The 24,037-nt window shown below is 67.2% G+C and carries 18 protein-coding genes; 5 read left to right on the top strand and 13 right to left on the bottom strand.

Features of this window, described 5'->3' with window-relative positions:
• On the top strand, positions 1-247 hold a 247-nt coding region (locus KF833_20920; GenBank protein ID MBX3747778.1), incomplete at its 5' end, for a hypothetical protein.
• A 51-nt stretch (positions 248-298) separates the two neighbouring features.
• On the opposite strand, the gene KF833_20915 is transcribed toward KF833_20920, so the two are convergent.
• Together KF833_20915 and KF833_20910 are read right to left on the bottom strand one after the other, a co-directional pair.
• Positions 299-1,084 (bottom strand): type II secretion system protein, encoded by a 786-nt coding sequence (locus tag KF833_20915; protein MBX3747777.1) that lies wholly within the window; start codon positions 1,082-1,084, stop codon positions 299-301.
• A gap of 77 nt (positions 1,085-1,161) precedes the next feature.
• A complete protein-coding gene (locus KF833_20910; GenBank protein MBX3747776.1) occupies positions 1,162-1,914 on the bottom strand; it encodes a prepilin-type N-terminal cleavage/methylation domain-containing protein in 753 nt (250 codons plus the stop codon).
• 249 nt (positions 1,915-2,163) lie between these two features.
• On the opposite strand from KF833_20910, the gene KF833_20905 reads away from it, so the two are divergent.
• The gene (locus KF833_20905; protein MBX3747775.1) at positions 2,164-2,847 is read left to right on the top strand and encodes a hypothetical protein; all 684 of its coding nucleotides are present in this window, start codon (positions 2,164-2,166) and stop codon (positions 2,845-2,847) included.
• 155 nt (positions 2,848-3,002) lie between these two features.
• On the opposite strand, the gene KF833_20900 is transcribed toward KF833_20905, so the two are convergent.
• Positions 3,003-4,166, bottom strand: a complete 1,164-nt coding sequence (locus KF833_20900) for a Gfo/Idh/MocA family oxidoreductase (protein MBX3747774.1) — start codon at positions 4,164-4,166, stop codon at positions 3,003-3,005.
• 214 nt (positions 4,167-4,380) lie between these two features.
• On the opposite strand from KF833_20900, the gene KF833_20895 reads away from it, so the two are divergent.
• From KF833_20895 to KF833_20885, 3 genes are read left to right on the top strand one after another with little or no spacing between them, the layout of a single operon-like run.
• The gene (locus tag KF833_20895) at positions 4,381-4,761 is read left to right on the top strand and encodes an aspartate 1-decarboxylase (protein MBX3747773.1); all 381 of its coding nucleotides are present in this window, start codon (positions 4,381-4,383) and stop codon (positions 4,759-4,761) included.
• On the top strand, positions 4,758-5,819 hold the full coding sequence (gene lpxD / locus KF833_20890; GenBank protein ID MBX3747772.1) for a UDP-3-O-(3-hydroxymyristoyl)glucosamine N-acyltransferase: 1,062 nt from the start codon (positions 4,758-4,760) through the stop codon (positions 5,817-5,819). The genes KF833_20895 and lpxD overlap by 4 nt, the downstream gene beginning before the upstream one ends.
• A 41-nt stretch (positions 5,820-5,860) precedes the next feature.
• Positions 5,861-6,670 carry a TatD family hydrolase gene (locus KF833_20885; GenBank protein MBX3747771.1) on the top strand — a complete coding sequence of 270 codons (810 nt, stop codon included), beginning with the start codon at positions 5,861-5,863 and terminating at the stop codon, positions 6,668-6,670.
• A gap of 63 nt (positions 6,671-6,733) precedes the next feature.
• On the opposite strand, the gene KF833_20880 is transcribed toward KF833_20885, so the two are convergent.
• The 10 genes from KF833_20880 to KF833_20835 form a co-directional block, all read right to left on the bottom strand.
• Complete coding sequence (locus KF833_20880; protein MBX3747770.1) at positions 6,734-7,570, bottom strand: type II secretion system protein; 837 nt, start codon at positions 7,568-7,570, stop codon at positions 6,734-6,736.
• A 251-nt stretch (positions 7,571-7,821) separates the two neighbouring features.
• The gene (locus KF833_20875) at positions 7,822-8,508 is read right to left on the bottom strand and encodes a UDP-N-acetylglucosamine diphosphorylase (protein MBX3747769.1); all 687 of its coding nucleotides are present in this window, start codon (positions 8,506-8,508) and stop codon (positions 7,822-7,824) included.
• A gap of 195 nt (positions 8,509-8,703) precedes the next feature.
• Positions 8,704-9,135 carry a hypothetical protein gene (locus KF833_20870; GenBank protein MBX3747768.1) on the bottom strand — a complete coding sequence of 144 codons (432 nt, stop codon included), beginning with the start codon at positions 9,133-9,135 and terminating at the stop codon, positions 8,704-8,706.
• The gene (locus KF833_20865) at positions 9,116-9,265 is read right to left on the bottom strand and encodes a hypothetical protein (GenBank protein ID MBX3747767.1); all 150 of its coding nucleotides are present in this window, start codon (positions 9,263-9,265) and stop codon (positions 9,116-9,118) included. The genes KF833_20870 and KF833_20865 overlap by 20 nt, the downstream gene beginning before the upstream one ends.
• Before the next feature lie 9 nt (positions 9,266-9,274).
• A complete protein-coding gene (locus KF833_20860) occupies positions 9,275-10,420 on the bottom strand; it encodes a radical SAM protein (GenBank protein ID MBX3747766.1) in 1,146 nt (381 codons plus the stop codon).
• A 68-nt stretch (positions 10,421-10,488) separates the two neighbouring features.
• Positions 10,489-11,805, bottom strand: a complete 1,317-nt coding sequence (gene xylA, locus KF833_20855) for a xylose isomerase (GenBank protein MBX3747765.1) — start codon at positions 11,803-11,805, stop codon at positions 10,489-10,491.
• Between the two features lie 83 nt (positions 11,806-11,888).
• Complete coding sequence (locus KF833_20850; protein MBX3747764.1) at positions 11,889-16,223, bottom strand: c-type cytochrome; 4,335 nt, start codon at positions 16,221-16,223, stop codon at positions 11,889-11,891.
• A 675-nt stretch (positions 16,224-16,898) separates the two neighbouring features.
• Positions 16,899-17,270 carry a peptide chain release factor-like protein gene (locus KF833_20845; GenBank protein ID MBX3747763.1) on the bottom strand — a complete coding sequence of 124 codons (372 nt, stop codon included), beginning with the start codon at positions 17,268-17,270 and terminating at the stop codon, positions 16,899-16,901.
• Positions 17,271-17,299: 29 nt separating this feature from the next.
• Positions 17,300-19,339: an excinuclease ABC subunit UvrB gene (gene uvrB / locus KF833_20840; GenBank protein ID MBX3747762.1), complete on the bottom strand. Its 2,040-nt coding sequence runs from the start codon at positions 19,337-19,339 to the stop codon at positions 17,300-17,302.
• Between the two features lie 295 nt (positions 19,340-19,634).
• The gene (locus KF833_20835) at positions 19,635-23,426 is read right to left on the bottom strand and encodes a ThuA domain-containing protein (GenBank protein ID MBX3747761.1); all 3,792 of its coding nucleotides are present in this window, start codon (positions 23,424-23,426) and stop codon (positions 19,635-19,637) included.
• Between the last annotated feature and the right edge of the window lie 611 nt (positions 23,427-24,037).

Raw genomic sequence — 24,037 nt, 5'->3', positions numbered from 1 at the left:
TCCGGAGGCGATCCGGGCGGAACTGGCGCGGGGCGGGGCGTTGCCGCTGGGCCAGATCCTGCGGTTGCGGATCCGGCACATGACCGACGGGGTGTTCCTGGGATCGAAGGAGTTCGTGGACCAGATGTGGGAGTGGCACCGGGACAAGTTCGGCAAGCGGCGCAAGAGCGGCGCACGGATCATCCGCGGCGCCCCCATCCCGGGGCTGACCGTATTGCGGGATCTGCAAGTGGATGCGGTGGGGTGAGGCGCTTCGTCTGAGCCGCCCTCTCCCGTTCTTCCCTTTCCTCCGGCGCCGTTACAATGGCTGGGCCGGAGGCGGTTCGTCGGAATCCCAACCCTCGAAACTGTGGTTCAACCACCAGTCCGTCTGCCGCGGATTGCCCCGGAACCACCCGGCGCTGTTGTCTGCCCGAACCACATTCATCCCCCCCTGGTGCGGCATGTTCTGCGCCCGATGATACGGGATCTCCCACACCAAAACCGCCTTGGAGGGACTTCGGATGTCCGAGGCCGGCCGGCCGCTGATCGCCTTCTCCCCGTACACCCGCCGGTGCGGGTCGTAATACATGTGGTTCCACACGTAGCTGACCCCGTCGTTGTCGAAGAAGAAGTCTCTCCCGAACGTGTCGTCTCCCGACCCGCGCACCACGATCCTCACCTTGAGGCCCGACGGACAGGCCAGCACGCCCGGAAACGGACGATGCTGCCTTCGATCGGCGACCTGAGGTTTGACCGTGTTGGTTCCGAGATAGGGTTGGAACATCTCCGGCATCCACTGGTCTCCGATCCGGTACCCGTTGCCCCACGCCTTGCCCCAGTTGAGCATGCGCGCAATGCGGTCCTGGTAGTCCCCGGTGTACAGCGCTGATGCCAGGCCGATCTGGCGAACGCTGTTGAGACAGTAGGTCTGGCTGGCCTTCGACTTCGCACGGGCCAGGGCCGGCAGGAGCATGCTGGCCAGGATGGCGATTATGGCGATCACCACCAGCAACTCGATCAATGTGAACCCCGCCGCACCTGTCGCCGGCCGGAGTCTCGGACCCGCAACGCGGTGTCTCCGCCTGAATCGCCAAGGGTTCATGGTTCAAATCCTTCCCCCGTCACTCCCGGAAATCCACCGCCCTGCCACCGCCCTGCCACCAGGCAGCCCAGGCACGCCTACCGCGCTGTACGCACCTCCCGCCAGAGGTCCGTCACGATCGCCTGCGCCTTCAGATACCTGGCATGTCCATCGAGAAAAACCGCATTGGCCCCCTGACTGTGCCGCTGCGCCGCCACCCGTCGCTCCCCGCTCAGCCGTAGGGGTCCAGGCCCCTCGCGGTAAGGCAAATGACCGGGCGCCCAGACGTCGTTGAGGTCGGTGATGGCGTCCCGGTAGCCGGTGATGATCGGGCGCCAGTTCCCGTTCTCGTTGTCCGTCAGGTGAATCGTATCGCTTGGAATCTCGAAGGCCGTGATCTTCGACGGACCCACCTGCTCCGACCCCGTCCGATCGTGCGGTCCAGCGAACTTCCAGGCATTGATCACGTACGTGATGATCTGCCGCCTCCGGGAATCGGTGTTGGGATACCCCGCGCACCGGTAAATGCGCACCGCCCGGTAATCCTGGTCGGTCACCCCCTGGGGCATGTATGGCAGGTAGGCCAGGAACCACGGATATCCGTTCCCCCGCGGGATGTACCCGTCGTTTTCATCCGAATAGAGGAGCATCGCGATGCCCATCTGCTTCAGGCTGTTGATGCAGTGGATCGCCTGCCCCTTCGCCTTGGCCTTTGCCAGGGCGGGCAGCAGCATGCTCGCCAGAATCGCGATGATGGCGATGACCACCAGCAGTTCGATCAGGGTGAACCCCCAACGCCAACGCCCGGTGCCGCCCCCCACGGTCCGGGTCTGAGAATGGAAATAGTGCATGGCCGTTCCGGATTCGAAGGATGCCACTCCGTTTGCCCGTCCCCCTGTGCCCAGGCAAGCTTCGATTTTTTCCAGGCGATCCGGCGTGCTTGACAGACACTCGACAGCAGCCCCACCCTCCGCAGTGGTGACGTAGCCCAATTCGTTATGCGCCTCGATCCACAACTCCCTGTCTTAATCACCCTGGCATGGTTGACGGCGCTGGTTCCCGCAACGGCGCAGATCGTTCCAGTATCCCAGGCCCGGTCCGTGTCCGCGGAAGCCAAGGCGGAAATCCTCGGCAATTGGGATTGGAACCAGGACGCAGCGTCCGCGCCGGATTATTCGCCCTTCCTCGCCGAGGTCGATCCCCTGACGGTCATTGTCTCCGGCTCCGAATTGGTGTTCGCCCAAGGCGTCGCCCGGCAGGATTCGGTCATCGGCTCCTTCGTCGTTTCCGCGTCCGGTGCGGCCAGCTCTTCGACGACACTCCTGCCGATCGTCGAGAAGCGGGGCATCGCTGCGGCTGAATCGATGTTCGATCTGGTGTTCTCCGTGCCCGATCTCAGCACGGCTTCCCTCGTCGGCCTGGTCGATACCCAGGCCATCGTGACGGGCGGCGCGTCCGTTCCCTTGCTGGCAAACGAGCTGTTCCTGTACGATGTCTCCAACGATCTGCTGCTCTTCCAAACGCTGACCAACGACGAATTCTTCTCGTGGAACGGCCTGCTCGATCCCGGAATCTACCGCCTGTTCGCCTCGGCCGATTCCTTCGCCGAGCAGTGGTCGTCCCCCCTGAACGCCCGAACGGTGGTGGGAATCAGTTCCTACGAACTCGAGTTCACCCTCGCAACGGTCCCCATCCCCGAATCTTCAACCGTCTTCGGCGCGGCCGCCCTCGGCCTGATATGCGGATGCACATGGTGGATCCGCCGCCGCGCCCGACTCGACTGAGGACTAGGACCGAGGACTAGGACCGACAAGGAAGGGACCGGCAGGAAACATCCGCGAGTCGCGCATGTTCCCCCGCTCGCGCGTGTGTTCGTTCCCCCGCTCGCGCATGTGTTCCCCCCGCCAGTCCCCCCGCCAGTCCCCCCGCCACCTGACGGTTACACTTTGACCCAGGCCTTCGTCTTCGCGGACTGATCGACGGCGTCGAGGACCCTCTGGCATTCCAGCCCGTCGGCAAAGGTTGGATGGGTGTTGCGACCCTCCACCACATTGGTGATCAGATCCGCCACCGTGTGCACAAAGGTGTGCTCGTACCCGATGATGTGGCCGGGAGGCCACCATGCCTTCCAGTAGGGATGCACCCCGGGTTCGCTCACCAGGATATCCCGGAAGCCCTGCTTTCCGGCCGGATCCGCCGCGCTGTAATACTTCAGGCGGTTCATGTCCTCGAAGGCGAACATGATGGAGCCCTTGTTGCCATTGATCTCGAACTCCATGCCGTTCTTGTGCCCGGTGGCGAAGCGGGTCGCCTCGATGTTGCACACTGCCCCGTTCTTGAAGCGGCCTACAAAACTCACCGCGTCGTCGACGGTCACCTTGCCCATCTTGGTTCCCGCCTTGGCGCTCAGGCCGGCCCCCACCTCGGCGAGAACCGGGCGCTCCTTGACGAAGGTCTCCATCAATCCGCACACCTCCTTCATGCCACCGATCAGATAGTGCGCGACGTCGATCAGGTGCGCCGCGAGGTCGCCGTGGGACCCGGACCCGGCGACGGCCTTCTGCAGGCGCCAGACCAGCGGGAAGCTCGGATCCACGATCCAGTCCTGGGCATACCGCGCCCGGAAGTGGAAGAACCGGTCGCCAAGGTCGCCGTTCTCGATCATCTGGCGAGCGAAGGCGATGGCCGGGGCCCGCCGGTAATTGTGGCAGACCATGTTGATGGTCTTGTTCTTCTTCGCGGCGGCCACCACGGCCTCGGCCTCGGCCACATTCATCGCCAGGGGCTTCTCGCAGAGCACGGCCTTGCCCGCGTGGCACGCCGCAATGGCCATCTCGGCGTGCTGATTGTTCGGGCTGGTGATGTCGATGATATCGATGTCCGGGTTGTCCAGCAGCGCCTGGAAGTCGTGCTCCACATGGTTCCATCCGTACAGGGCCGCGTGCCGGGTGGCCGCCTCGCGGTTGCGCCCGCACAAGGTGTGCATCTCGACGCGGGCGGGCAGTTCCGGAAAGAAATGGTTTACCTGGCGCCACGCATTCGAATGCGCCTTGCCCATGAAGTTGTACCCGACCATGCCGACCCGGAGAACTTTGTCTGCCATACGTTGGTGAAGGTTGAAGTGCTTCCTCGATAGGTGCTGGTTCCGAAATTCCGCGCCGATACTCACCCGGCCCTGCCCGCAGCGTCAACGCCCGCCAAAACGGGGATTGTTCCGCCCGACTCCATCCCTGTACCCTTCCGCATCGATCCGGTGCGCGGTCCGCCGCATCCCGGGCCGTTCGGGAATCCGGCAACCGCCGGACCCCCACCGTTTCATGCTCGTTCACCTCCTCAAATCCAAAGTCCATCGCGCCACCGTCACCGCGGCCAGTCTGGATTACGAAGGCAGCCTGACCATCGCCTCGGACCTGATGCAGGCGGCGGATCTCCTCCCTTACGAGCGCATCCTCTGCGGCAACATGGCCAACGGCGCCCGCTGGGAAACCTACGTCATTCCCGGACCCCCGGGCTCCGGCGCCATCGAACTCAACGGCGCCGTCGCCCGCCTCGGCCAGGTCGGCGACCGCCTTACCATCATGGCCTTCGCCTCCGTCGATGCCGCCTCCGCCGCCGGTTGGCGACCCCGCGTCCTCGTCCTCGACGAACACAACCGACTTCTGCCCACCCCGTCCCGCTCAGCCCCCCTCCCCTCATGACCACCGGCCAAGTCGCCGAATCCCTCGGCGGAACCGTCCACGGCGACCCCAGCCTCCCCCTCACCGGATTCGCCCCGGCCAACCTCGCCCGCCCCGGCGACCTGACCTTCGCCGAAAACGAACTCTACCTCGCCGCCGCCGAATCCAGCGCCGCCTCGGCCATTCTGGTCGGACCCGGCATCGAATCCTCGCCCAAGACGCTCATCCGCGTCCCCAACGCCCGCATCGCCTTCGCCAGGGTCCTGCCCCTCTTCTTCCCGGAACCCGCCTACCCCGCCGGCATCCATCCCTCCGCCGTGGTCGCCCCCTCTGCCATCATCGCGCCATCCGCCCACATCGGACCCCACTGCGTCGTTGGCGAACACACCCGCATCGGCGAACGCTCCGCCCTCCTCGGTGGCAATCATGTCGGCGACGACTGCCGCCTCGGCGACGACTGCCGCCTCTTTCCCAACGCCGTGCTCTACCCCAGAACCGAACTCGGACATCGTGTCCGGATTCATGCCGGCGCCGTCATCGGCTCGGATGGCTACGGCTACGTGTTCGACGAAGGTCGCCACCGCAAGGTCCCCCAGGTCGGACAGGTGATCGTCGGGGACGACGTCGAAATCGGCGCCAACGCCGCCGTGGACCGCGGCGCGCTCGGAGCCACCGTCATCGGTCAGGGAACCAAGATCGACAACCTCGTCCAGATCGCCCACAACGTGGTCACAGGCGAACACTGCCTGATCATCGCCCAGGTCGGCATTGCCGGAAGCACCCGGCTGGGTTCCTACGTGACCCTCGCCGGCCAGGTCGGCCTCGCCGGGCACCTCAAGCTCGGCAACCGCGTCAGCGTCGGCGCGCAGTCCGGCGTCATGCATTCCATCCCCGACGGAGAACGCTGGCTCGGCGCTCCGGCTGTCCCCGAAAAGCAGGCCAAACGCCAGTATATCGCCATCCATCGCCTCCCCGACCTCGCCCGCCACGTCGAGCGGCTCGAGGAACGCATCCGTCTCCTCGAACACTCCCGCGCCGAACCCCACGGCCCCACCCCCACCCCCGCTCCCGCCCCATAACGCAACCCCCGGCAACCCCGCCCGCAGTCCCACCCGAGCCCATGCGCTACATCGAACCCCATGCCCACATGGTCAGCCGGGTGACCGACGACTACCTCTCCCTGGTCACCTCCGGCTGCGCCGCCGTCTGTGAACCCGCCTTCTGGGCCGGCTTTGACCGCAGTTCGCCCCAGGGTTTCCACGACTATTTCCTCCAGCTCACCGAGCACGAACCCCGCCGCGCCGCCCGCTATTCGCTGCCCCACTACTGCTGGCTCTGCCTCAATCCCAAGGAAGCCGAGGACCTCACCCTCGCCCGCGAAGTCCTCGCCCTCATCCCCCAATTCCTCGATCGTCCCGGCGTCCTCGGCATCGGCGAAATCGGTCTCAACAAGAATTCCCGCAACGAACGCGAGGTGCTCGAACTCCACATCGACCTCGCCGCCCGCCACGACCAGCTCATCCTCGTTCACACCCCCCACCTCGAGGACAAACGCAAGGGCACCCAGCTCATCCTCGATTCCCTCCGCAACCATCCCCGCATCCGCCCGGACCGCGTCATCATCGATCATGTCGAGGAACATACCGTCCGCTCCGTCCTCGACCGCGGCCACTGGGCCGGCATGACCCTCTACCCGGTCAGCAAGTGCACCCCCGCCCGCGCCATCGATATCCTCGACCGCTACGGCACCGACCGGCTCTGGATGAATTCCGCCTGTGACTGGGGCGAAAGCGTCCCCCTGGCCATCCCCCAGACCGCCCTCGAAATGCGCCGCCGCCGCTGGCCCGCCGACGTCATCGACCGCGTCCTCTTCCAGAATCCCGTCCGTTTCCTCAGCCAGTCCCCCCACTTCCAAGTCCCCCCCGGCTGACTCCCACCCGCGCCTCGCCCGCCCCGCCCCGCACCGCCGCCCCGCACCGCGGCTCCTGCCGCACTAGAACGGCGGATTCGCCGGCGGCTGATAATCCCGGTGCCAGGAAAGTTCCCACATCTTCCGCGGCCGCACTCCCTCCGCGTGTCCATCCTGGAAGACAAACTGGATCGTCGTCTTCACGCTCGCCCCGGCCGGCAGGGTCCGGCCGCTCCGGGCCTCCGAGGACTGGCTGTGGCGGGCGATCAGGTACCGTCCCATGCCCCCATCATTCCAACCGTAGTATCCGTTGAATGACGGTCGCTGCTCCGCCCGCGGCCAGGCATCCACCCACATCGAGTCGCCCAGCACCGGGGTCATGGCCGCCTGCGTGACGTCGCTCTCCGCCTTGAAGGCCCGGTTCTCCTCCGCCCAACCCGACGGCCAGCCGCCCGCGTACAACCACGAATTGAACGCATACCCGCCATGGTATCCCGGTTCGATCCCGCTCGTGGCCGGCCCGTTGGTCCGCCAGATCCATGCCTCGTCCAGCGTCCCCAGCTCCGCAAACCGCGACGGCCCCGAGCCCTTCAGGGACTTCCGCGGCGCCTTGGCCCGCTGTTCCCGGGACACCGGGCACAACCGCACCTTATGAGCCCCCGCATGGTGATCGACGTACGCCCGCATCCACAGATCCTGGTACTGCGCGTACGGCACGGTCTTTCCGAAGTCGTTCACATACACGAAGTGGGCCAGGCCCATCTGCTTGAGATTGTTCAGGCAACTGATGGCCATCGCCCGCGACTTCGCGCTCGCCAGCGCCGGCAACAACATGCTCGCCAGGATCGCAATGATGGCGATCACAACCAGCAGTTCGATCAGCGTGAACGCCCGTTCACCCCGGGAGGACGGTCCTTTCATGGCTACCCTCTGCTACCCCCTTCCTCCCCCGCCCGGCAAGGCGATTCCCGGGCAAAGCCTGGCGCGTCGTGCATCCCGGAGTTGTGGGGAGCGGTGCGAATTTCGCGAAGCCTCGCCTCGGAGGGCCGGGTTCCACGAGGCCGCAAGGGTGTGGAGCGTTGGGTTGAGGACTCGCGGAGCTCGTCCCTCCGATTCGCTGCCTCCTCACCCACAACTCCGGGATGCACCCCCCCGGCGCATCTTCGGCGTCCTCACGTGCCCGTCGGAGTCCAGGCGACCACCTCGACGACGGCCCGGTTCTTGGCGACGTGACGCGCAGGCAGGACACCCCGCCAGTTGACGTTCGGATAGACCAGCGCGTGGCGCCCGAGAATCGTGCCCGGGTTCAACACCGCGTTGCACCCCACCTGGGCGTGGTCCCCGATCAGCGCCCCAAACTTCCGCAGCCCGCTGTCCACCCGCCGGCCCTCGTGCTCCACAAACACCGTTCCCTCCACGATCTTCAGGTTGGATATCTTCACCCCGGCCCCGAGATGCGCCCGATGGCCGAGGATCGAATCCCCCACGTAGTTGAAGTGCGGCACCTGGCAGCCATTGAAGAGCACGGCGCTCTTCAGTTCGCAGGCGTTCCCCACCACGCAGTCGTCCCCCACCAGGGTGTTCCCTCGAATGTAGGCGTTGTGCCGGATGCGGCAGCGGCGCCCGATGACCGTCGGACCCTGAATCATCGCCCCATCCTCGACCACCGTCCCCTCGCCGATGAACACGTTGTCCCCCACCCACGCCACCCCGTCACACGTGTTCCGCAATTCCGACCGGGCCACCGACTTCACGTAATCCCCCAGTCTCCGCAGGGCGTCCCATGCCGTCTCGCAACCCTCGAACAAGGCCGCGTGCTCCGTCTCGCTCAAATCAAACAGGTCCGAAGGCGCAAACATGACCCCCGATCCTGCGCCGTCCCCCGCAGTCCGTGCGAGTCCCCAATTCCAGCCTGGGCTGCTGGCTCCTCGGAGCGGCCATGATCGCCGCTGCCATCTTCACCTCGCGCCGGGATTGAACCGGCGCCTCCCGTCGCAGTTCGTACCCGCGACTCGAACCCGCGACTCGAACCCGCAGTTCCAACCCGCGGCCCGTCACTCGACCCGGGGAGCCGGCTGGTTTTGCCGGGTCTGCCGGCGGGAACTGGGCAGGAATGGCAGGACGAAGACCTCCTCGAAGTCGTAGCCACCCTGGAAATCCTCCCGGCGGTCCTCGTCCCGCTTCCGCAGGAACCGGTGCTCCACCAGGTTGAACACGATGTCCCCAAAATCCTCGCAGCGACGGATGCCCCAGGCATCGAGCACGGTCATCGTCATCGGGCCGAACTGGCGCAGGGCCAGATCCCGGATCCCCTGCAAAAGCTGCTGCCCCGTGACATGGCGGGGAACTTCGCTCGGGAGGTCATTGACGATGTGCTGCTGGGTGTAGTCGAGCGCTTCCCTAAGAAAGTCGTACGCATCCGCGTGATAGCGCGGATCGGCCTCGACAATCCGCTCGACCACCTCTTCAAAGCTCACGTTCTGCATCGATTTCCTGAATTGGCCGGATCTCGTCCGTCGGGTGCGCCAAACGCCACGTCTGCACCGCCCACCCCACCAGCAGCAGGAGCAGGACGCCTGCCAAAACCTTTTGTTGCTGCCCCGTCAGCGCCAGCACGCGCGGACGCTACCAACCCCCTCCGCTTCCGGCAATCCCTGCGGTTGACTTTTCCCGCCCACCCCACTCGTCCCCGCACGACGCGCAATGCCCGGCCCATCCGGGGGCCTGGCTCCGGTTCATCCCGGCCAGACGCTCCAACCGGCGGTCGAAACAGGGACTGCACCGCCGGAACGTCTCGAGTCCCCAGAGGTCCGCGAAAACCCGACCTCGCCCCAGTCGATGCACCCCTTCCCAGGCCTGTTCCAACGCCCCCAATCGCGGAGCGGTGAACTGTCCGAGCCGTTGCAGCGCTTCCAGTGCCCCGTTGCCGGGTCGGACGGGGATCAGCGACACCACTCCGGCACCGCACTCGAAGGCGAAGGCCGCCGAACGCACCGCCCAGGCGACGGTCTCGGACGGCTCCTCGAACGGAGGCTGCACCAGCACGAAGACGCGCAGAGCAACCCCTTCGCGGCGCAACGCCGAGGCGGCCCGCCGGAATCCATCGAGGGTCACCCCTTTGTTCAGCCGCTCCAGCACCGCCGGATTGGCGGTCTCGAGTCCCATCGCGACTTCCAGTTCCGCCCCCCCGCCTTCCGCCCCGCCCCGTCCCTGCCGAAGCAGATCCCGCCAGCGCCAGACACGGTCGCCGATCCAGCGCGGGTGCGACTCGACAATCACCCGATCGAACCCTCGCACCCGCTCCGCCAGGGACGCCCATTCCCCACCGGGAATCGCGCCGGGATCGAAGAAACTCCCGGCGTTGTACAGCTTCACCCATCGCGGCCGGGCCTCCCGGACAGCCTCGTCCCCGGACGCCACCTCCCATTGCGCCGCCAGATCACCCGGACCAACCCGCCGTTCCAGGGTGTGCTTCCACAGATCGCAGAACACGCAGCGCCACGGGCACTCCCGGTTGGTGAGGAACACCGTCAGGATCGGAATCTCCCGCCCCTCGCCGTCCGGCTCCGTCTCCACCAGCCAGCCAGCCGGCCGCCGCGGATCCACCGGAACCCGCGCCCCGCGTCGCTCGACCACCCACCGATTGCGATCCCGGACGGCCTCAGGATAGGCCTCAAGATAGGCCTCGGGATGGGAGTCTTCACCGGGTGACCCCGACTCCCTCGGGCCACCCATGGCAGCGGGCGAAGGTGCCGTTTTCTCGGTGGACATGAGGATCGACCGGCGATCGGCGCGACCCGGCCCGGAGTCCCCGTCCGGGGTCCGACCGCCCACCGGCACTAGATGAACTCGTTGTAGAGCGCTTCCAGCCACTCCTGCCGGCCGGACTCGAGGTCCTTGACCTCGCCCAGATTGAGCGCATGCCGTTCGCAGTCGGCGAAGCCCGCCTTGCCCGACTCGATGCGCGCCCCGATCCCGTCATCCCAGCTTCGGTACCGGTTCCGGACAAACTCGGCGAGGCGCCCGTCCTTGCGGATCGCCGCGGCGATCTTCAACCCGCGCGCAAAGGCGTCCATGCCGGCGATGTGGGCATGAAACAGATCCTCGGGCGTGAAACTTTCCCGCCGGACCTTGGCGTCGAAGTTGGTCCCGCCCGTGGTGAATCCCCCGTGGTTCAGCAGGGTGAGCATCACCTGGCTGGTGAGGTAGAGGTCGGTCGGGAACTGGTCGGTGTCCCAGCCCAGCAGCACGTCGCCCATGTTGGCGTCGATCGACCCCAGCGCCCCGGCGGCGGCGGCCACCTCGAGTTCATGCTGCATGGTGTGACCGGCCAGCGTGGCGTGGTTGGTCTCGATGTTGAGCTTGAAGTGGTCGAGCAGCCCGTATTCGCGCAGGAAGTTCAGACACGCCGCCGCGTCGGAATCGTACTGGTGCTTGGTGGGTTCCTTGGGCTTGGGCTCGATGTAAAACGGCCCCTTGAACCCGAGCTTCTTCTTGTAGTCCACCGCCATGTGCATGAACCGCCCGAGATGGTCCATCTCCCGCTTCAGATCCGTGTTCAGCAGCGTCGAATACCCCTCGCGCCCGCCCCAGAACACGTACCCGGCACCCTTCAGCTCGTGCGTCCACTCCAACGCCTTCTTCACCTGGGCCGCCGCGAAGCAGAAGACGTCCGCGCTGCAGCTCGTGGCCGCCCCATGCATGTAGCGGGGATGCACGAAGTTCTGCGCCGTCCCCCACAACAACCCGATCCCCGTGTCGTCCTGGAGCGACTTCAACACCTTGCCCACCGCGTCGAAATTCCGGTTCGACTCCGCCAGCGTCTTCCCGTGCGGCGCCACATCCCGGTCATGCCAGCAGTAGTACGGCGCCCCGATCTTCCCGACGAACTCGAACATCGCCCGCGCCCGCGCCACGGCGTCCTTGACCGTCCCCTCCCCGGTCTGCCACGTCCGCCGGGCCGTCCCCCACCCGAACATGTCGGCCCCGCTGCCGCGCATGGTGTGCCAGTACACCACGGCGAATCGCAGATGGTCCTTCATCGGCTTGCCCTCGACCCGTTCGTCGGGGTTGTAGTGCCGGAACGCCAGCGGGTTCTTGGTGTCGGGACCTTCGAAACGGATGGCCCCAATCCGGGGGAAAAATGCCTTGGGCATGGTGGTTCAGGTTCTCTTTCAGGAACCCGCGAACCCTACGAACCCCCCGCCCAACGTGTCCAGCGGCGTCGTGTCCTGCCAATTCACCGCTCCCGCCCCAGCACCCGCAGGTATTCCCAAATGGCCTCGAACTGACGCGCCGCGTCCCCCCCCAGAATCCCCTCCAGCGCCGTCCTTCCGTCGTCCCCAATGAACCGCGGCATCATCGTGTCCGGCACCAGCCGCGACGGATCGCGCACATAGCGCCAGTAGAACTCCCGACGCAGCCGGTCCGTGACCACCGAGAAGTTCACCGTCTCCGTATCCGGCCCCGCCAGCGCCGCACGTTCTCCCACCCCGTGACAGGAGACGCACGAAAACCCTCCCTCGACGCCGATCAACCGCCGCCCGATCTCCGCCAACGCGGCATCCGGCTCCCCCGGCCCGGCCCGGTCCGACAACCGATCTCCATACCCGTGCTGCCGGGCCATCCCCTCCGCCATGCCCGCCGAAATCCCCCGAAACGCCGGCATCCGGACCACCGAACCCGGACGTGTGGCATAGCCCAGTTCCCCGGCCAGCAGACGCCGCACCCAGTCCGTCCGCAGCTTCTCACCTGCGAAGGTCAGGGACGGTCGCTCCCGATGAACCCGGCTTCCGGCGCCGCTGCCATCCTCGTCCAATGCCTCCTCCCGTCCGCCAATCCACCCCGCCAACCGGTCCGGAATCCCGTCCCGCCCGTGGCACGCCGCACAGTTCATGGCCGCATGCTGACGCTCGGCGAACTCCGCCGGCGTGTCCCACCTCAGTGCCGCGTCCCATCCCCACCCGCCCAACGCCCTCAAGGCCGACAGCTCCTCCTCCGCCCAGCGCCAGCGGGGCGCCCCGCCCCGGTCCGTGGCGTTGTCCGCCAGACAGCCCCGGGATCCGTCGGCCGCGGCAAGATCCGACAACGCCAGCCCCGGTCCCGGCCGCATCCCGCCCGGCACCTCGTGGCATTGCAGACACTGCCGCTCCGCCACCAACCGCCGTCCGCGCACCGGATCCCCAGGCCGGCTGTGACCGCCTTCCAACCCCTGCCCCCCCGTGCCCGACAGCAGCCAGGCGGCCAGTTCCGCGCCTTCCTCCTCGCTCAACCGAAAGTCCGGCATGCGCGTGGCCGCGTGATGCCGGTCGGGCTGCCGCAGGTATTCCGCCAGCGCTTCCGGCCGCCACTTGGCCCCAACCTGACCGAGACTCATCCGCACGTCGTCCGGGCCGGACCCCGCCTCGCCGGGCGCGAGATGGCACGCCACGCACCCGAGATCCACGAATCGCCGCGCCCCCTGCGCCACGCCCTCACCCTCCGCACCCACGCCCCGGCGACCCTCGCGCCCCGTCGATCCACGGTCCGGCCCCTCCGATCGCAAGGTCGCCAGGTACGCCGCCAGGTCCCGGGCCTCGTCCCGCGCCCCGACCCCATGCAGCACCGCCGGCATCCGCGCGTCCGCCCGCTGTTCCTGCGGATCGAGAATCCAATCGGCCATCCACGCCTCGTGCAACCGGTCCCCGATCCCCTCGAACGAAGGCCCCTTCCAACCCAGTTCCGGCATCGCGCCCGCGTGCCATCCCGCACCGGGCTCGTGGCAGGCACCGCAATGGCGTTCCCCAAACAGCCGTCGTCCCTCCCGCACGACGTCCCACGGCCCGGCTTCCGCCAACCCGGCATCATGACTGAAGGACGTCGGCGGGATCGGTTCCCGTGGGTGCCGTTCCGACCTCCAGTACACCCGGCACACCGCATCGCCCGTGACCGGACTCTCATACTCGAGTTCGAAAGGGTTGCGCCCCCCCGACAACGCCACCGGCGCTCCCGACAGCACTTCCCCAACCTCCACCCGGCCCCCCAGCACCAACACGCCGCCGATCCGCAGCCGAACGTCGCCCCGTCCCTCCACCTCGAACGTCATCCGATCGTTGAGATCCAGATTCAGAAATCCCTCCCACCGCGCCCGGAACGGACCAGGCGGCACCAATCCCGACGGCGATTCCCCGGACGCCACCCGCAACGCGGCCAACCGCACCGTCTGCACATCCTCCCGCGCATCGCCCGCTCCGCCAGAGGAACGCACCGTCCTCCGCAACCCCGGCTTCTCCCGATCCGCCCCGATGCCCGCCCCCGCCAGTCGCGACGCCGCCACCGGACCGATCACCTCCGCGCCTTCACGCGACCCCTTCCAGTGAATCGTCCCGTGGACAAAATTGCGGACCGGCGCCCCGTCCTCCCCGCGCACCTCGAACTCCAGGTGCCACTGCATCACCGGCTGAAGTTGCGGGACCCGAAGAAACACGGTCCTCCGATCCGCAGCCAGGAGGACCTCCGAAATCCGCCAGGTGTCGCGCCCTTCCTGCCCGTCGAGCCGCAGATCGGGCGAGCCATACCGCGCCGACCACCGGTAGTTCCAGGCCTTCAGATCGTAGTTTCCCGGATCGGTTGCGCTGACCGGGTCCAGCGGATCACTAAAGCCAAGTACGATCCCGTCCCGGGCGATATGCAGGCGGTCGGGCATGCGCAACGGCTGCCCCGTGTGGCGGATCCGGACAAACGCCCCCGGACGCGTCTTGTTCCCGGCCCATCCGTACAGACCCGCCGTGTAAAGCTGCCGGTTCCAGGGATGAAACACGCCCCGCATGATCCCGGTGTCGAACTCGACCGGGAACCGGGTGACCGCCCCTTGACGGCGCCCGTCCTCCCCCCGCTCGTGCAGCACCAGGAACATCTGCCCCATGCCGTAGGACAGCGTGATCAACTGGTCCCGCAAGGGTCCCCAGCGGTCGGTCGGCACCCACAACTGCGTCCCGCCCGACCGGTCCACGAAGTTGTGCATCCAGCACAGCGGCTCGTCGTAACCCTCACGCCCGTCCGGATTCGCCGCCCAACTGTTGCCGTACCAACCGCCCTCCCGGACCCAGTTGAGCCGGTTCGCCGGCATCCAGTGGCCCTGGTTGTCGATGGTGGTGAAGTCCCCGCCCGGCCCGATCCCCAGCCCGCTGACCGCCCGAAACCCGCGGGCCACCACCTCCGACCGCGTCCCGTCCCGCGACACCCGGATCAGACTCCCATGCTGCGCATGCAGCGACGGCAGGGCGTGCCGGGCGCACTTCACGTAGTAGAAATCACCGTCCGCACCCCGTTTGAGATCCACCGCGAACTCGTGGAAATGCTCGCTGACCAGCGCGTCGTTGTTGAAGTTCTCGTAGAAGTCGGTCTCCCCGTCCCCATTGAGATCGTGCAGCAGCGTGATCTGGTCGCGGCCCAGCACAAAGATCCGCCCGTCCACAATCTGGAGTCCCAATGGCTGAAACAATCCCGTGGCGATCCGCCGCCACGTCAGCCGCTCGAGGCCTCCTCCAATTCCCCCCACAATCCACACATCCCCGCTCCACGTCGCCACCGCGGCCCGGTCCCCGTCGGGGAACAATTCCAACGCCCCGAACCGCATCCACGACCGCCAGGGGTTGTCCTCGGGCACCGTCAGTTCGTCGATCGCGTAAGGCCCCTCCTCCGCCCCAAGGCGCCCCGCCGTCACCAACTCCTGCTGCCACAAGCCCGGCCCGCCCCGCGTGTACCGCCCCAGTTCCTCCGGAGACGCCGTCCCCGCCACCTGCGCTGCAAATTCCTGCAGCCCCGATTCCGGCCCCCGCCAGATCAACAGCTTCCACCGCGAAACCGCACCCGACGGAATGGCCAGCCGCAGTCTCCCGTCGCCGCCCGTCCGCCACTGCGCGTCGCCCGGCCCGCCCCGGACACCCACCGCCAGCAGACCGCCCCCATCCCCCCCCTCTCCCGTCTCCCGCCCCAGAATCGCCAATAGCCCGGTGGCCGGTCCCTCCCCCGTCACCCCGGACACATCCGCCACGCGCCGGAAGGAGATCCGGCCGCCCGGTTCACCCGCCACCTGCACCTGAAGCCCTCGCGCGCCCGCACCCACCTCGAGGGACCGGGTGAACACCGTCCCCGCCCCGCCATGTTCCAGTGAAGGCCGGTCGAGCACCGTCCGCTCGCCCACGGTGTACGAAAACACCACCGTCCCGCCGTGCCGGTAAAGTCCCTTCCAATGCGCCCAGTCGCGTGGCAGCGGTCCGAACGGTTCGGGACGCGGATCCGCCCACCCCTCCTCGTTCGATGCCCAACCGGGTTCCGCCGGATTCGTGAACACCGGGGTCCCGTCCAGGTTCGGGTAGGTCCAGTGTTCCCCGTCGTACACCAACCCCCTCAGGGCCACGAAATTCCCCGTCCATCCCGCCGCATACCGCAGCAGATCCGTGTCGAACACCACCGCCTCGTTCGCCGTGCCGCCGTGCGCCCGGCCCAGGTTCACGGCAATGCCCTTGTAGGCGATATTGGTCCGAGCCCCCGGAATCCCGATCGAAGCGGTGAGATACGGCCCGTAATCCATTGCCTGCCATGGCGGAAGATCCGCTGCACCCACCGCGCCCGCCCACGCCACCCCCCCCCATCCAAGTCCTCGCCAAAGCAGCCGCCCCACCGCCCGGCCCAGACTCCCAATCCCTTGCCGGCCTCCGCCGGTCCTCCTCCCGGTCCCGGTGTCTGAATCAAGCATGGCCATGGCGTGCCCCTCTTCTGCCCGGTTTCGCCCCTGCTTGTCACTCCCCACCACCCATCCAGCCCAAACCCCGTGCATCCCGAAGTCGAGGGGAGAGGTGCGAACGTCGCGAAGCGTCGCTTCGGAGGGCCGAGTTCCACAAGACCGCAAGACTGTAGTGCGTTGGGTTGAGGACTCGGGGAGTTCGTCCCTCCGATTCGCGCACCAGATAGTAAGACAGACTAATTATTATTGACCCGGAGTATTATTGACCCAGAAAATAAACCAGTCTTGTTTTATAGACTATAACCAATGCATTACGTCAGACTCTTTACTATTGACGATTGACGAACCCGAACGAACGGAACGTGGGCGCCCGACCGCGTCACGTCGTCAATAGCTCAGAGCCTGCCTTATTATTGAACGGTGGAAGTACACGAAGCCGATCTGCTGGAAGTTCCCTCTCGTCAGGCTTCAGGCTCGCCAGGAATGCGGACCCACGCCCGGAACCCACGACGCCCGGCCAGGTCAGTCCGTTCCCACCGGGCGTCGTCCCGCCTTCTTCTCCCCGCGCCGCGCCTTGTCGGCCAGGATGCGCGCCTTGGATCGACGGCTCCGCGGCCGGTTGCGGCGACGCTGCTTCTCCCGTCGAGCCCGCTCCTCATCCGCCCGCCTCACCCGCTCGGCCTCGAGCTTCTCGATCATGAGGCGCCAGGCGAGCGCCCGGTTGCGCCCCTGCTGGCGCGTGTCCTGACATCGCACCTGGGTGCCGGTGGCCCGATGCACCAGCACCACGCAGGTCGAGGTCTTGTTCACGTTCTGACCCCCGTGCCCGCTGGATCGCACGAACGTTTCATCGAAGTCCGCCGGAGCCACCCCCAACGCCTCCATTCGGCGCATCAGCGCCTCGTCCCATGCCCCGCTCTCGGTCATCGTCGTTTGCCCCTCCGTCCGCGCCCCTTCGGATACGTCATCTCACGCCCCCCTCCCCCGTCGCCTCCCAACCCACTCCCCTGCTTCAGCGCCTGGATCTGGTCCCGCAACAGGGCCGCCTTCTCGAACTCGAGCCCGTTCGACGCCTCGATCATCTCCGCCTCGAGTTCCCGGAGGGTCTCCACCACGTCGTAGTTCCCGCCCGCATCCCGGATCACCCCGATCGCCCGCGAATTCTCCGCCTGTCCCGGCGCCAATCCCTCCTCGACCGCCCGTTGCACGCTCCGCGGCACGATCCCGTGTTCCCGGTTGTGGTCGAGCTGCCGCTGCCTCCGGTGCGCCGAAATCGTCAGGAACCGGTCGATGCTCCCTGTCCGCACGTCCGCATAGAGAATCACCCGCCCCTTGAGATGCCGCGCCGCCCGCCCCGCCGTCTGCATCAGACTCGTCGTGGACCGCAGATAGCCCTCCTTGTCCGCATCCAGAATCGCCACCAGCGCCACCTCCGGCAGGTCCAGGCCCTCCCGCAGCAGATTGATCCCCACCAGCACGTCGAACTCCCCCTTCCTCAGCGCCCTCAGGATTTCCACCCGCTCGATCGCATCGATCTCGCTGTGCAGATACCGCACCCGGATCCCCAGGTCCCGAAGGTAATCCGTCAACTCCTCCGCCGTCCGCTTCGTCAGCGTTGTCACCAGCACCCGTTCCCCCGCCTCCACACAGCGTCGGGCCTCCTCGATCAGGTCGTCGATCTGACCCTTCAGGGGGCGCACCACCACCTCCGGATCCACCAGTCCGGTCGGTCGCACAATCTGCTCCACCACCCGCCCCCCGGCCCACTCCATCTCCCGCGCCCCGGGCGTCGCACTCACATAAAGCGTGTCCGGCTGCATCCCCTGGAACTCCTCGAACCCCAACGGCCGGTTGTCCAGCGCGCTCGGCAACCGGAACCCGTGATCGACCAGCACCTTCTTCCGCGCCATGTCCCCCGCGTACATCCCCCCGATCTGCGGCACCGTCGCGTGCGATTCATCAATCACCAGCAGGTAGTCCCTCGGAAAGAAGTCGATGATGCAGAACGGCCGCGACCCCGGTGGCCGCGCCGCAATGTGCCGCGAATAGTTCTCGATCCCCGAGCAGAACCCCAGCTCCTCCATCTGTTCCAGATCGTACTCCGTCCGCATCTTGATCCGCTGCGCCTCGATCAGCTTCCCGTGCTTCTCGAACCACGCGACCCGCTCCCCCAACTCCTCCCGGATGGTCAGGATCGCCCGCTTCATCTTGTCCAGCGGCGTGACAAACTGCTTCCCGGGGAAAATCGTCAGCGCCGTCAGCGTCTCCGTCGCCTGCCCCGTCAGCGGCTCGAACCGCGTGATCCGCTCCACCTGGTCCCCGAAAAACTCGATCCGCACCGCGTCCTCGCTCGCCGCCGGCCGCAACTCGACCGTGTCCCCACGCACCCGGAATTCCCCGCGCTCGAAGGCGATGTCGTTCCGGCTGTATTGCAGATCCACCAGCCGCCCCAGCAGGGTCTCCCGGCTCATCTCCGCCCCGGTCACCACCGGAAACAACATCGCCTCGTAGTCGTCCTTGCTCCCAATGCCGTAAATGCACGACACACTCGCCACCACGATCGTGTCCTGCCGCGACAGCAGCGAACTCATCGTCGAAAGCCGCAGCCGCTCGATGTTCTCGTTGATGCTCGAATCCTTCTCGATGAACGTGTCCGTCCGCGGCAGGTACGCCTCCGGCTGGTAGAAGTCGAAGTAGCTCACGAAATACTCCACCGCGTTCCGCGGGAAGAACCCCTTGAACTCCGCGTACAACTGCGCCGCCAGCGTCTTGTTGTGCGAGATCACCAGCGTCGGCCGCTGCACCTGCTGGATCACGTTCGCCACCGTGAACGTCTTCCCCGAGCCCGTCACCCCCAGCAGCACCTGGTGCCGGTGCCCCTTCTCCAACCCCGCCGTCAACGCCTCGATCGCCGCCGGTTGGTCCCCCGCCGGCTCGTACGGTGCCTCCAGTTCGAATCGCACCCCCGCACCCTACCCGCCGCCCCAGCCCCAGGCGAGCCGCCGGAATCCACTCGAGATCCCCAACCGCAGCCAATGGGAAGGTCGTCAACCCAGTGCATCCCGGAGCTGTGGGTAGAGGTGCAAACTCCGCCAAACGGCGCTTCGGAGGGCCGAGTTCCACGAGGCCGCAACGGTGTGGAGCGTTGGATCGAGGACTCGCAGAGCTCGTCCCTCCGATTCGCTGGCTCGGTGCCGACAACCTGGGGATGCACCGTCGTCAACCCAGCCTTGCCCTCACACGAAGGATGGCCCGATCTCAATTCGCCAGCGGCTGACTGCTCCGCAGGTAGGCGAACAGGTCGCGGATCTCCTGGTCTTCCATCCCGTCCAGCAGCCCCTCCGGCATCAGCGACATCCCCGTGCCCCGCATCTCCGCAATCTCGTCGCGCCTCAACACCACGTCCTGCCCGTCCAGGCCGCGCATCACCAGCACCCGCTCGTCCTGCCGCACCAGGAATCCGCTCAACGACCGGTCGTCCCGCGTCTCCACCAGCAGGTTCTCGTACCCCTCCCGGATCTCCACACTCGGATTCACAATCCCCAGCAGCAGGTTCTCCAGGTCGTCCCGCCGGAACGGTGTCAGATCCGGCCCGATGTCCCCCCCATCATGAAACAACCGATGGCAGCTCCCGCACGCGGCCCGGAACAGCACCTTGCCCCGGTACGGATCCCCGGACCCTCCGCGAATAACCCGCACCCACCGCGCAATCTCCCCGTCCTTCTCCGTGTCCACCGGCCGCTGCGCCTCCGGCCAGCGCCGCGCAATCCTCTCCCGCAACCCCTCATCCCGGTGCCGGACCATCCGCCTCGCCCAATCCAACGTCACCCAACCCGGGTCCACCCGGCCCGCCCCGACCGCCTCCACCAGTTGCACCGACCATCCCGGCCGCGCCGTCAACAGACTCAGAGCCGCCGTCCGTGTCGCCGGTGTCGCCCACCCCTCATCGCCCAGTCTCGCCACCACCGCCGTCCCGATCTCCGGACGGTCGAACCCCGACAGCGCAGCCAGGGCGGCCACCCGGACCGGTTCACGGGACGAATCCACCGCGGTCATCAGGGACGGGATCGCCCCAACCTCCCTGAGTTCCCCGAGCGTCTGGATCACCTGCACCCGCTGCCCTCCGTCCCCCCCCTCGTCGATCACCTGCCCCAGCGCCGCACCCAGCGCCTCGCGCCGCCCCGTCCGCAACTGCAGGGCCAGCGAGCCGCCCCCGGCCTTCGCCAATTCCTCCACCAGCGGCCCCGGCAACCCCGCCAGACTGCGATCCCGGAACGCCTGCTCGAATCCCGCCACCAACCGCGCCCGCGCCTCCGCATGCGGTGCCCGCCTCAGCCACTCCGCGCAGGTCATCAAGTCCTCCGGCGTCCCCGGCATCGCGTACCGCCGCATGATCCGCTCCAAGAGATGCCGCCGCACCAGCGGACGGTCCCAGGTCGTCGCCGTGTCCATCAACGCCATCACCGCCCCCCGCTCCGCCGCGTGGGCCTCGATCGCCCACCACACCATCAACGGCTGGCGCGCATCGTCCGCATCCTCCGCCCTGTCCAATAACCCCCTCACCAGGGCCATCGCCTGATCCGTCGGCAACCGCCGCGCCGTGGCCGCCAGTTGAAGACGCACTTCCGGATTGGACTCCCCGGCCGCCAGCGCCAGCACCCCGGGAAACAACCCCTCGGGCACCCGTCCTTCATCCCCCAGCAACCGCACCGTCCACTCCCGCACCGCCGCCTGCCCATGGCGCAATCCTGCCCGTGCCGCCTCGCCATCCAGCCCGCCCACCGCGTGCAACGCCCAGAGATGCTCCAGCGCCCGCGGCCCGTCGATCGACCGCAATCCCTCCCGCAACATCGCCGTCACCGACCGGTCCCGCCGGTCCCCCAACACCCGCAACGCCGTGTGCCGCACCCACCGGTTCGGATCGGACAGCAATGCCACCAGCCGGGTCCCGCTGGCCCGTCCCAAATCCTCCGCCCGCACCGGCCGCCCCCCGGCCTCGCGCAGCCGGTACACCCGGCCGTTCCCCGCATCCATGTTCCCCTGGTAATTGCGCCAGTGGTTGATCTGGAAGTCGTACCAGTCCGCCACATACAACGCGCCGTCCGGCCCGTGCTTGATGTCCACCGGCCGGAACCACGGATCCGACGACACCACCGCATGGCCCACATCCCGTGTCCGAAACGTCGATCCCTCCCTCTGGACCTCGCTCATCACCACCCGTCCCTGCATCGGTTCCACCCCGAACAACCGCCCGTCAAAGGCCCCGCTCAACGCCGCCCCTCCGTAGATCACGAAGGTGTGGGTGAACCGCTCGACGTTCGGGTGGCTCATCATCGGGTAGTACCCGAACGCATGCGGATTCGAAAGCTGCCCGTGCTTCTCGAACCCCTTCTGCAAATACCCGCCCTGCACATAGTGGAAACCCCGCGTGTTCCCGCCGTTGTGACCCGAGAAAATCCTCCCCCGATCGTCGATCTCCAACCCGAACGCATTCCCCCCGCCCTCCGCAAACACCTCGTACCGGCGCTGCTCCGGATGATACCGCCAGATGTTCTGCCCCAGCGTGTGCACCGGCTCGTCGTCGCTCCCCGGACGCCGCACCCGCCCCGACACCGTGCTGCCCTGCGCCGCGTACAGCCATCCGTCCGGACCCCAGGTCAGGCTGTTCACCACGGAATGCGTGTCCTCCAGTCCGAATCCCTCCAGATGCACCTCGGGATCCCCGTCCGGCACATCGTCCCCGTCGCGATCCGGATAGAACAACAGGTACGGCGGGTTCAACACCCACACCCCGCCCCGCCCCACCGCCACCGCCGTGGCAATGTTCAACCCGTCCACAAACACCGTGTGCCGGTCATACCGCCCGTCGCCGTCGGTGTCCTCGTGGATCGAAATCCGGTCCCTCCCCCGGAAGTGGTTCGGCGGCGGCGGCGGCACCCGGTCGTACACCGCCCGCCAGAACTGATCGTGACTCACCAACGTCAGTCCCGCCGGCTCCGGATACTGCCGGTACTCCACCAGCCACAGCCGCCCCCGCTCATCGAAACTGATGTGCAACGGCTGCGCGATTCGCGGCTCGCTCAACAGCAGCTCCCACTCCAGTCCGTCCCCCACCGTGAACCGCCGCGCACTCTCCGCCGGTTCCAACGGCGGTGCCGCCGGCTTCAACCGCTCATATCGCGCTTCCCCCGACCCGGCCCCCACCCCCGCCTCAGGCACCGCCCGCCCCATCGCCCAGAACATCCCGTTCAACAGCAACCGCCGGAACGCCGCCCTCTTGAAGTCCTCCGGATGCCCCAGCGACGTGTAGAACACCCTCGCCTGGCGCGGCCCAGCCAGGTTCAGCCACGCCACCGGTTCCTCCGGCTGACCCGGAATCGCCCCCACCACCAGCGGACGCGCCCCCTCCCCCAGAGGACGCACCCGGTACAGCGATCCCACGCTCGTCTCCCCCGTCCAGTCGATCCCCGCCAGCACCGGATGTCCCTCCCCCTCGGGCGCCGCCCGCAGTGCCGTCACCGGACCCGACCCATGATGTCCGCGATAATTCCCACCCAGCACTTCCGGATCGAAGGTCTCCCAGGACGCCCCATGCCGCGCCTCGTCGCCCCGCGGCGCAAACGCATGGCTCGCCGTTCTCAATCCCACCAGCGGCCGCCCTTCCGCCACATGCCGCCGCACCGTCTCCAGCGCCTCCGGCGCCAACGCCCGCCGCCGCACGCTGACCACCAGCAGATCCGCCCCGTCCATCGCTTCCATCAACCCCGGAAACCGATGCTTGAACCCCGGGTCCGCGTGGATCACCCGCACCTCGAATCCCCGCGACCGGATCTCCTCCTCCGCAAACACCGGCAGCGTCTCCCACGTGAAATACTCGTCCTCCCCGATCAGGAACACGACCCGCGGACGCCGCTCCTCCTCGTTCCCGCTCCCGCCTGTCGTCCCCTGCGCCCAACCCGACGCCCCGACCCCCATCAGCACCAATGCCAATGCCACCACCGCCACACCACGGATGGCTCCTCGCCCCGCCGTCACTCGCATCGCGCTCATGGGAATGCCGCGACCCTACCCGCCCCACCGCGCCGGACAAAAGCGTGAACCCACCCGCCGCATGCCCCCCGGTGCATCCCGAAGTCGCGGTTGAGGAGGCAGCCAATCGGAGGGACGAGCTCCGCGAGTCCTCATCCCAACGCACCCCATCGTTGCGGCCTCGTGGAACCCGGCCCTCCGGGGCAACGCTTCGCGAAATTCCCACCCTCCTGGCGACTCGTACTCAGCCCGAAGGGCGGTACTCGTCCTCGTCCTCGTCCTCGTCCTCGAACCCGCAGGCGCACCTCTTCGATTGTTGCCTTGTGGCGGGTGCGATGGGTTCGGTCTTGTTCGAACCTCCCGTTCCGCGTGGGCGCTCGGAAGGGCGATCACGATTACGATTACGATTACGAGTACGAGTACGAGGGGAACCCGGGCGCATCTCCATGGTGTCGGTGAGGAGGCAGCAAATCGGAGGGACGAGCTCCGCGAGTCCTCATCCCAACGCACCCCATCGTTGCGGCCTCGTGGAACTCGGCCCTCCGAGGCGATGCCTCGCGAAGTTCGCGCCTCTACCCACAACTCCGGGATGCACGGCCATTCCCCCGTTTTACAGATCCGAATCGCCATGA

This window comes from Verrucomicrobiia bacterium (assembly GCA_019634625.1).
GTDB lineage: Bacteria > Verrucomicrobiota > Verrucomicrobiia > Limisphaerales > CAIMTB01 > CAIMTB01.
This window is presented reverse-complemented; position numbering and strand designations above follow the sequence as displayed.

Coding starts and splice junctions, on each gene's coding strand:
- KF833_20885 (MBX3747771.1), top strand. CDS start 5,861: ATGCGCTACATCGAACCCCATGCCCACATGGTCAGCCGGGTGACCGAC.
- xylA (MBX3747765.1), bottom strand. CDS start 11,805: ATGCCCAAGGCATTTTTCCCCCGGATTGGGGCCATCCGTTTCGAAGGT.
- KF833_20875 (MBX3747769.1), bottom strand. CDS start 8,508: ATGTTTGCGCCTTCGGACCTGTTTGATTTGAGCGAGACGGAGCACGCG.
- KF833_20860 (MBX3747766.1), bottom strand. CDS start 10,420: ATGTCCACCGAGAAAACGGCACCTTCGCCCGCTGCCATGGGTGGCCCG.
- lpxD (MBX3747772.1), top strand. CDS start 4,758: ATGACCACCGGCCAAGTCGCCGAATCCCTCGGCGGAACCGTCCACGGC.
- KF833_20880 (MBX3747770.1), bottom strand. CDS start 7,570: ATGAAAGGACCGTCCTCCCGGGGTGAACGGGCGTTCACGCTGATCGAA.
- KF833_20835 (MBX3747761.1), bottom strand. CDS start 23,426: ATGAGCGCGATGCGAGTGACGGCGGGGCGAGGAGCCATCCGTGGTGTG.
- KF833_20895 (MBX3747773.1), top strand. CDS start 4,381: ATGCTCGTTCACCTCCTCAAATCCAAAGTCCATCGCGCCACCGTCACC.
- KF833_20915 (MBX3747777.1), bottom strand. CDS start 1,084: ATGAACCCTTGGCGATTCAGGCGGAGACACCGCGTTGCGGGTCCGAGA.
- KF833_20870 (MBX3747768.1), bottom strand. CDS start 9,135: ATGCAGAACGTGAGCTTTGAAGAGGTGGTCGAGCGGATTGTCGAGGCC.
- KF833_20850 (MBX3747764.1), bottom strand. CDS start 16,223: ATGGATTACGGGCCGTATCTCACCGCTTCGATCGGGATTCCGGGGGCT.
- KF833_20900 (MBX3747774.1), bottom strand. CDS start 4,166: ATGGCAGACAAAGTTCTCCGGGTCGGCATGGTCGGGTACAACTTCATG.
- KF833_20845 (MBX3747763.1), bottom strand. CDS start 17,270: ATGCGCCGAATGGAGGCGTTGGGGGTGGCTCCGGCGGACTTCGATGAA.
- KF833_20910 (MBX3747776.1), bottom strand. CDS start 1,914: ATGCACTATTTCCATTCTCAGACCCGGACCGTGGGGGGCGGCACCGGG.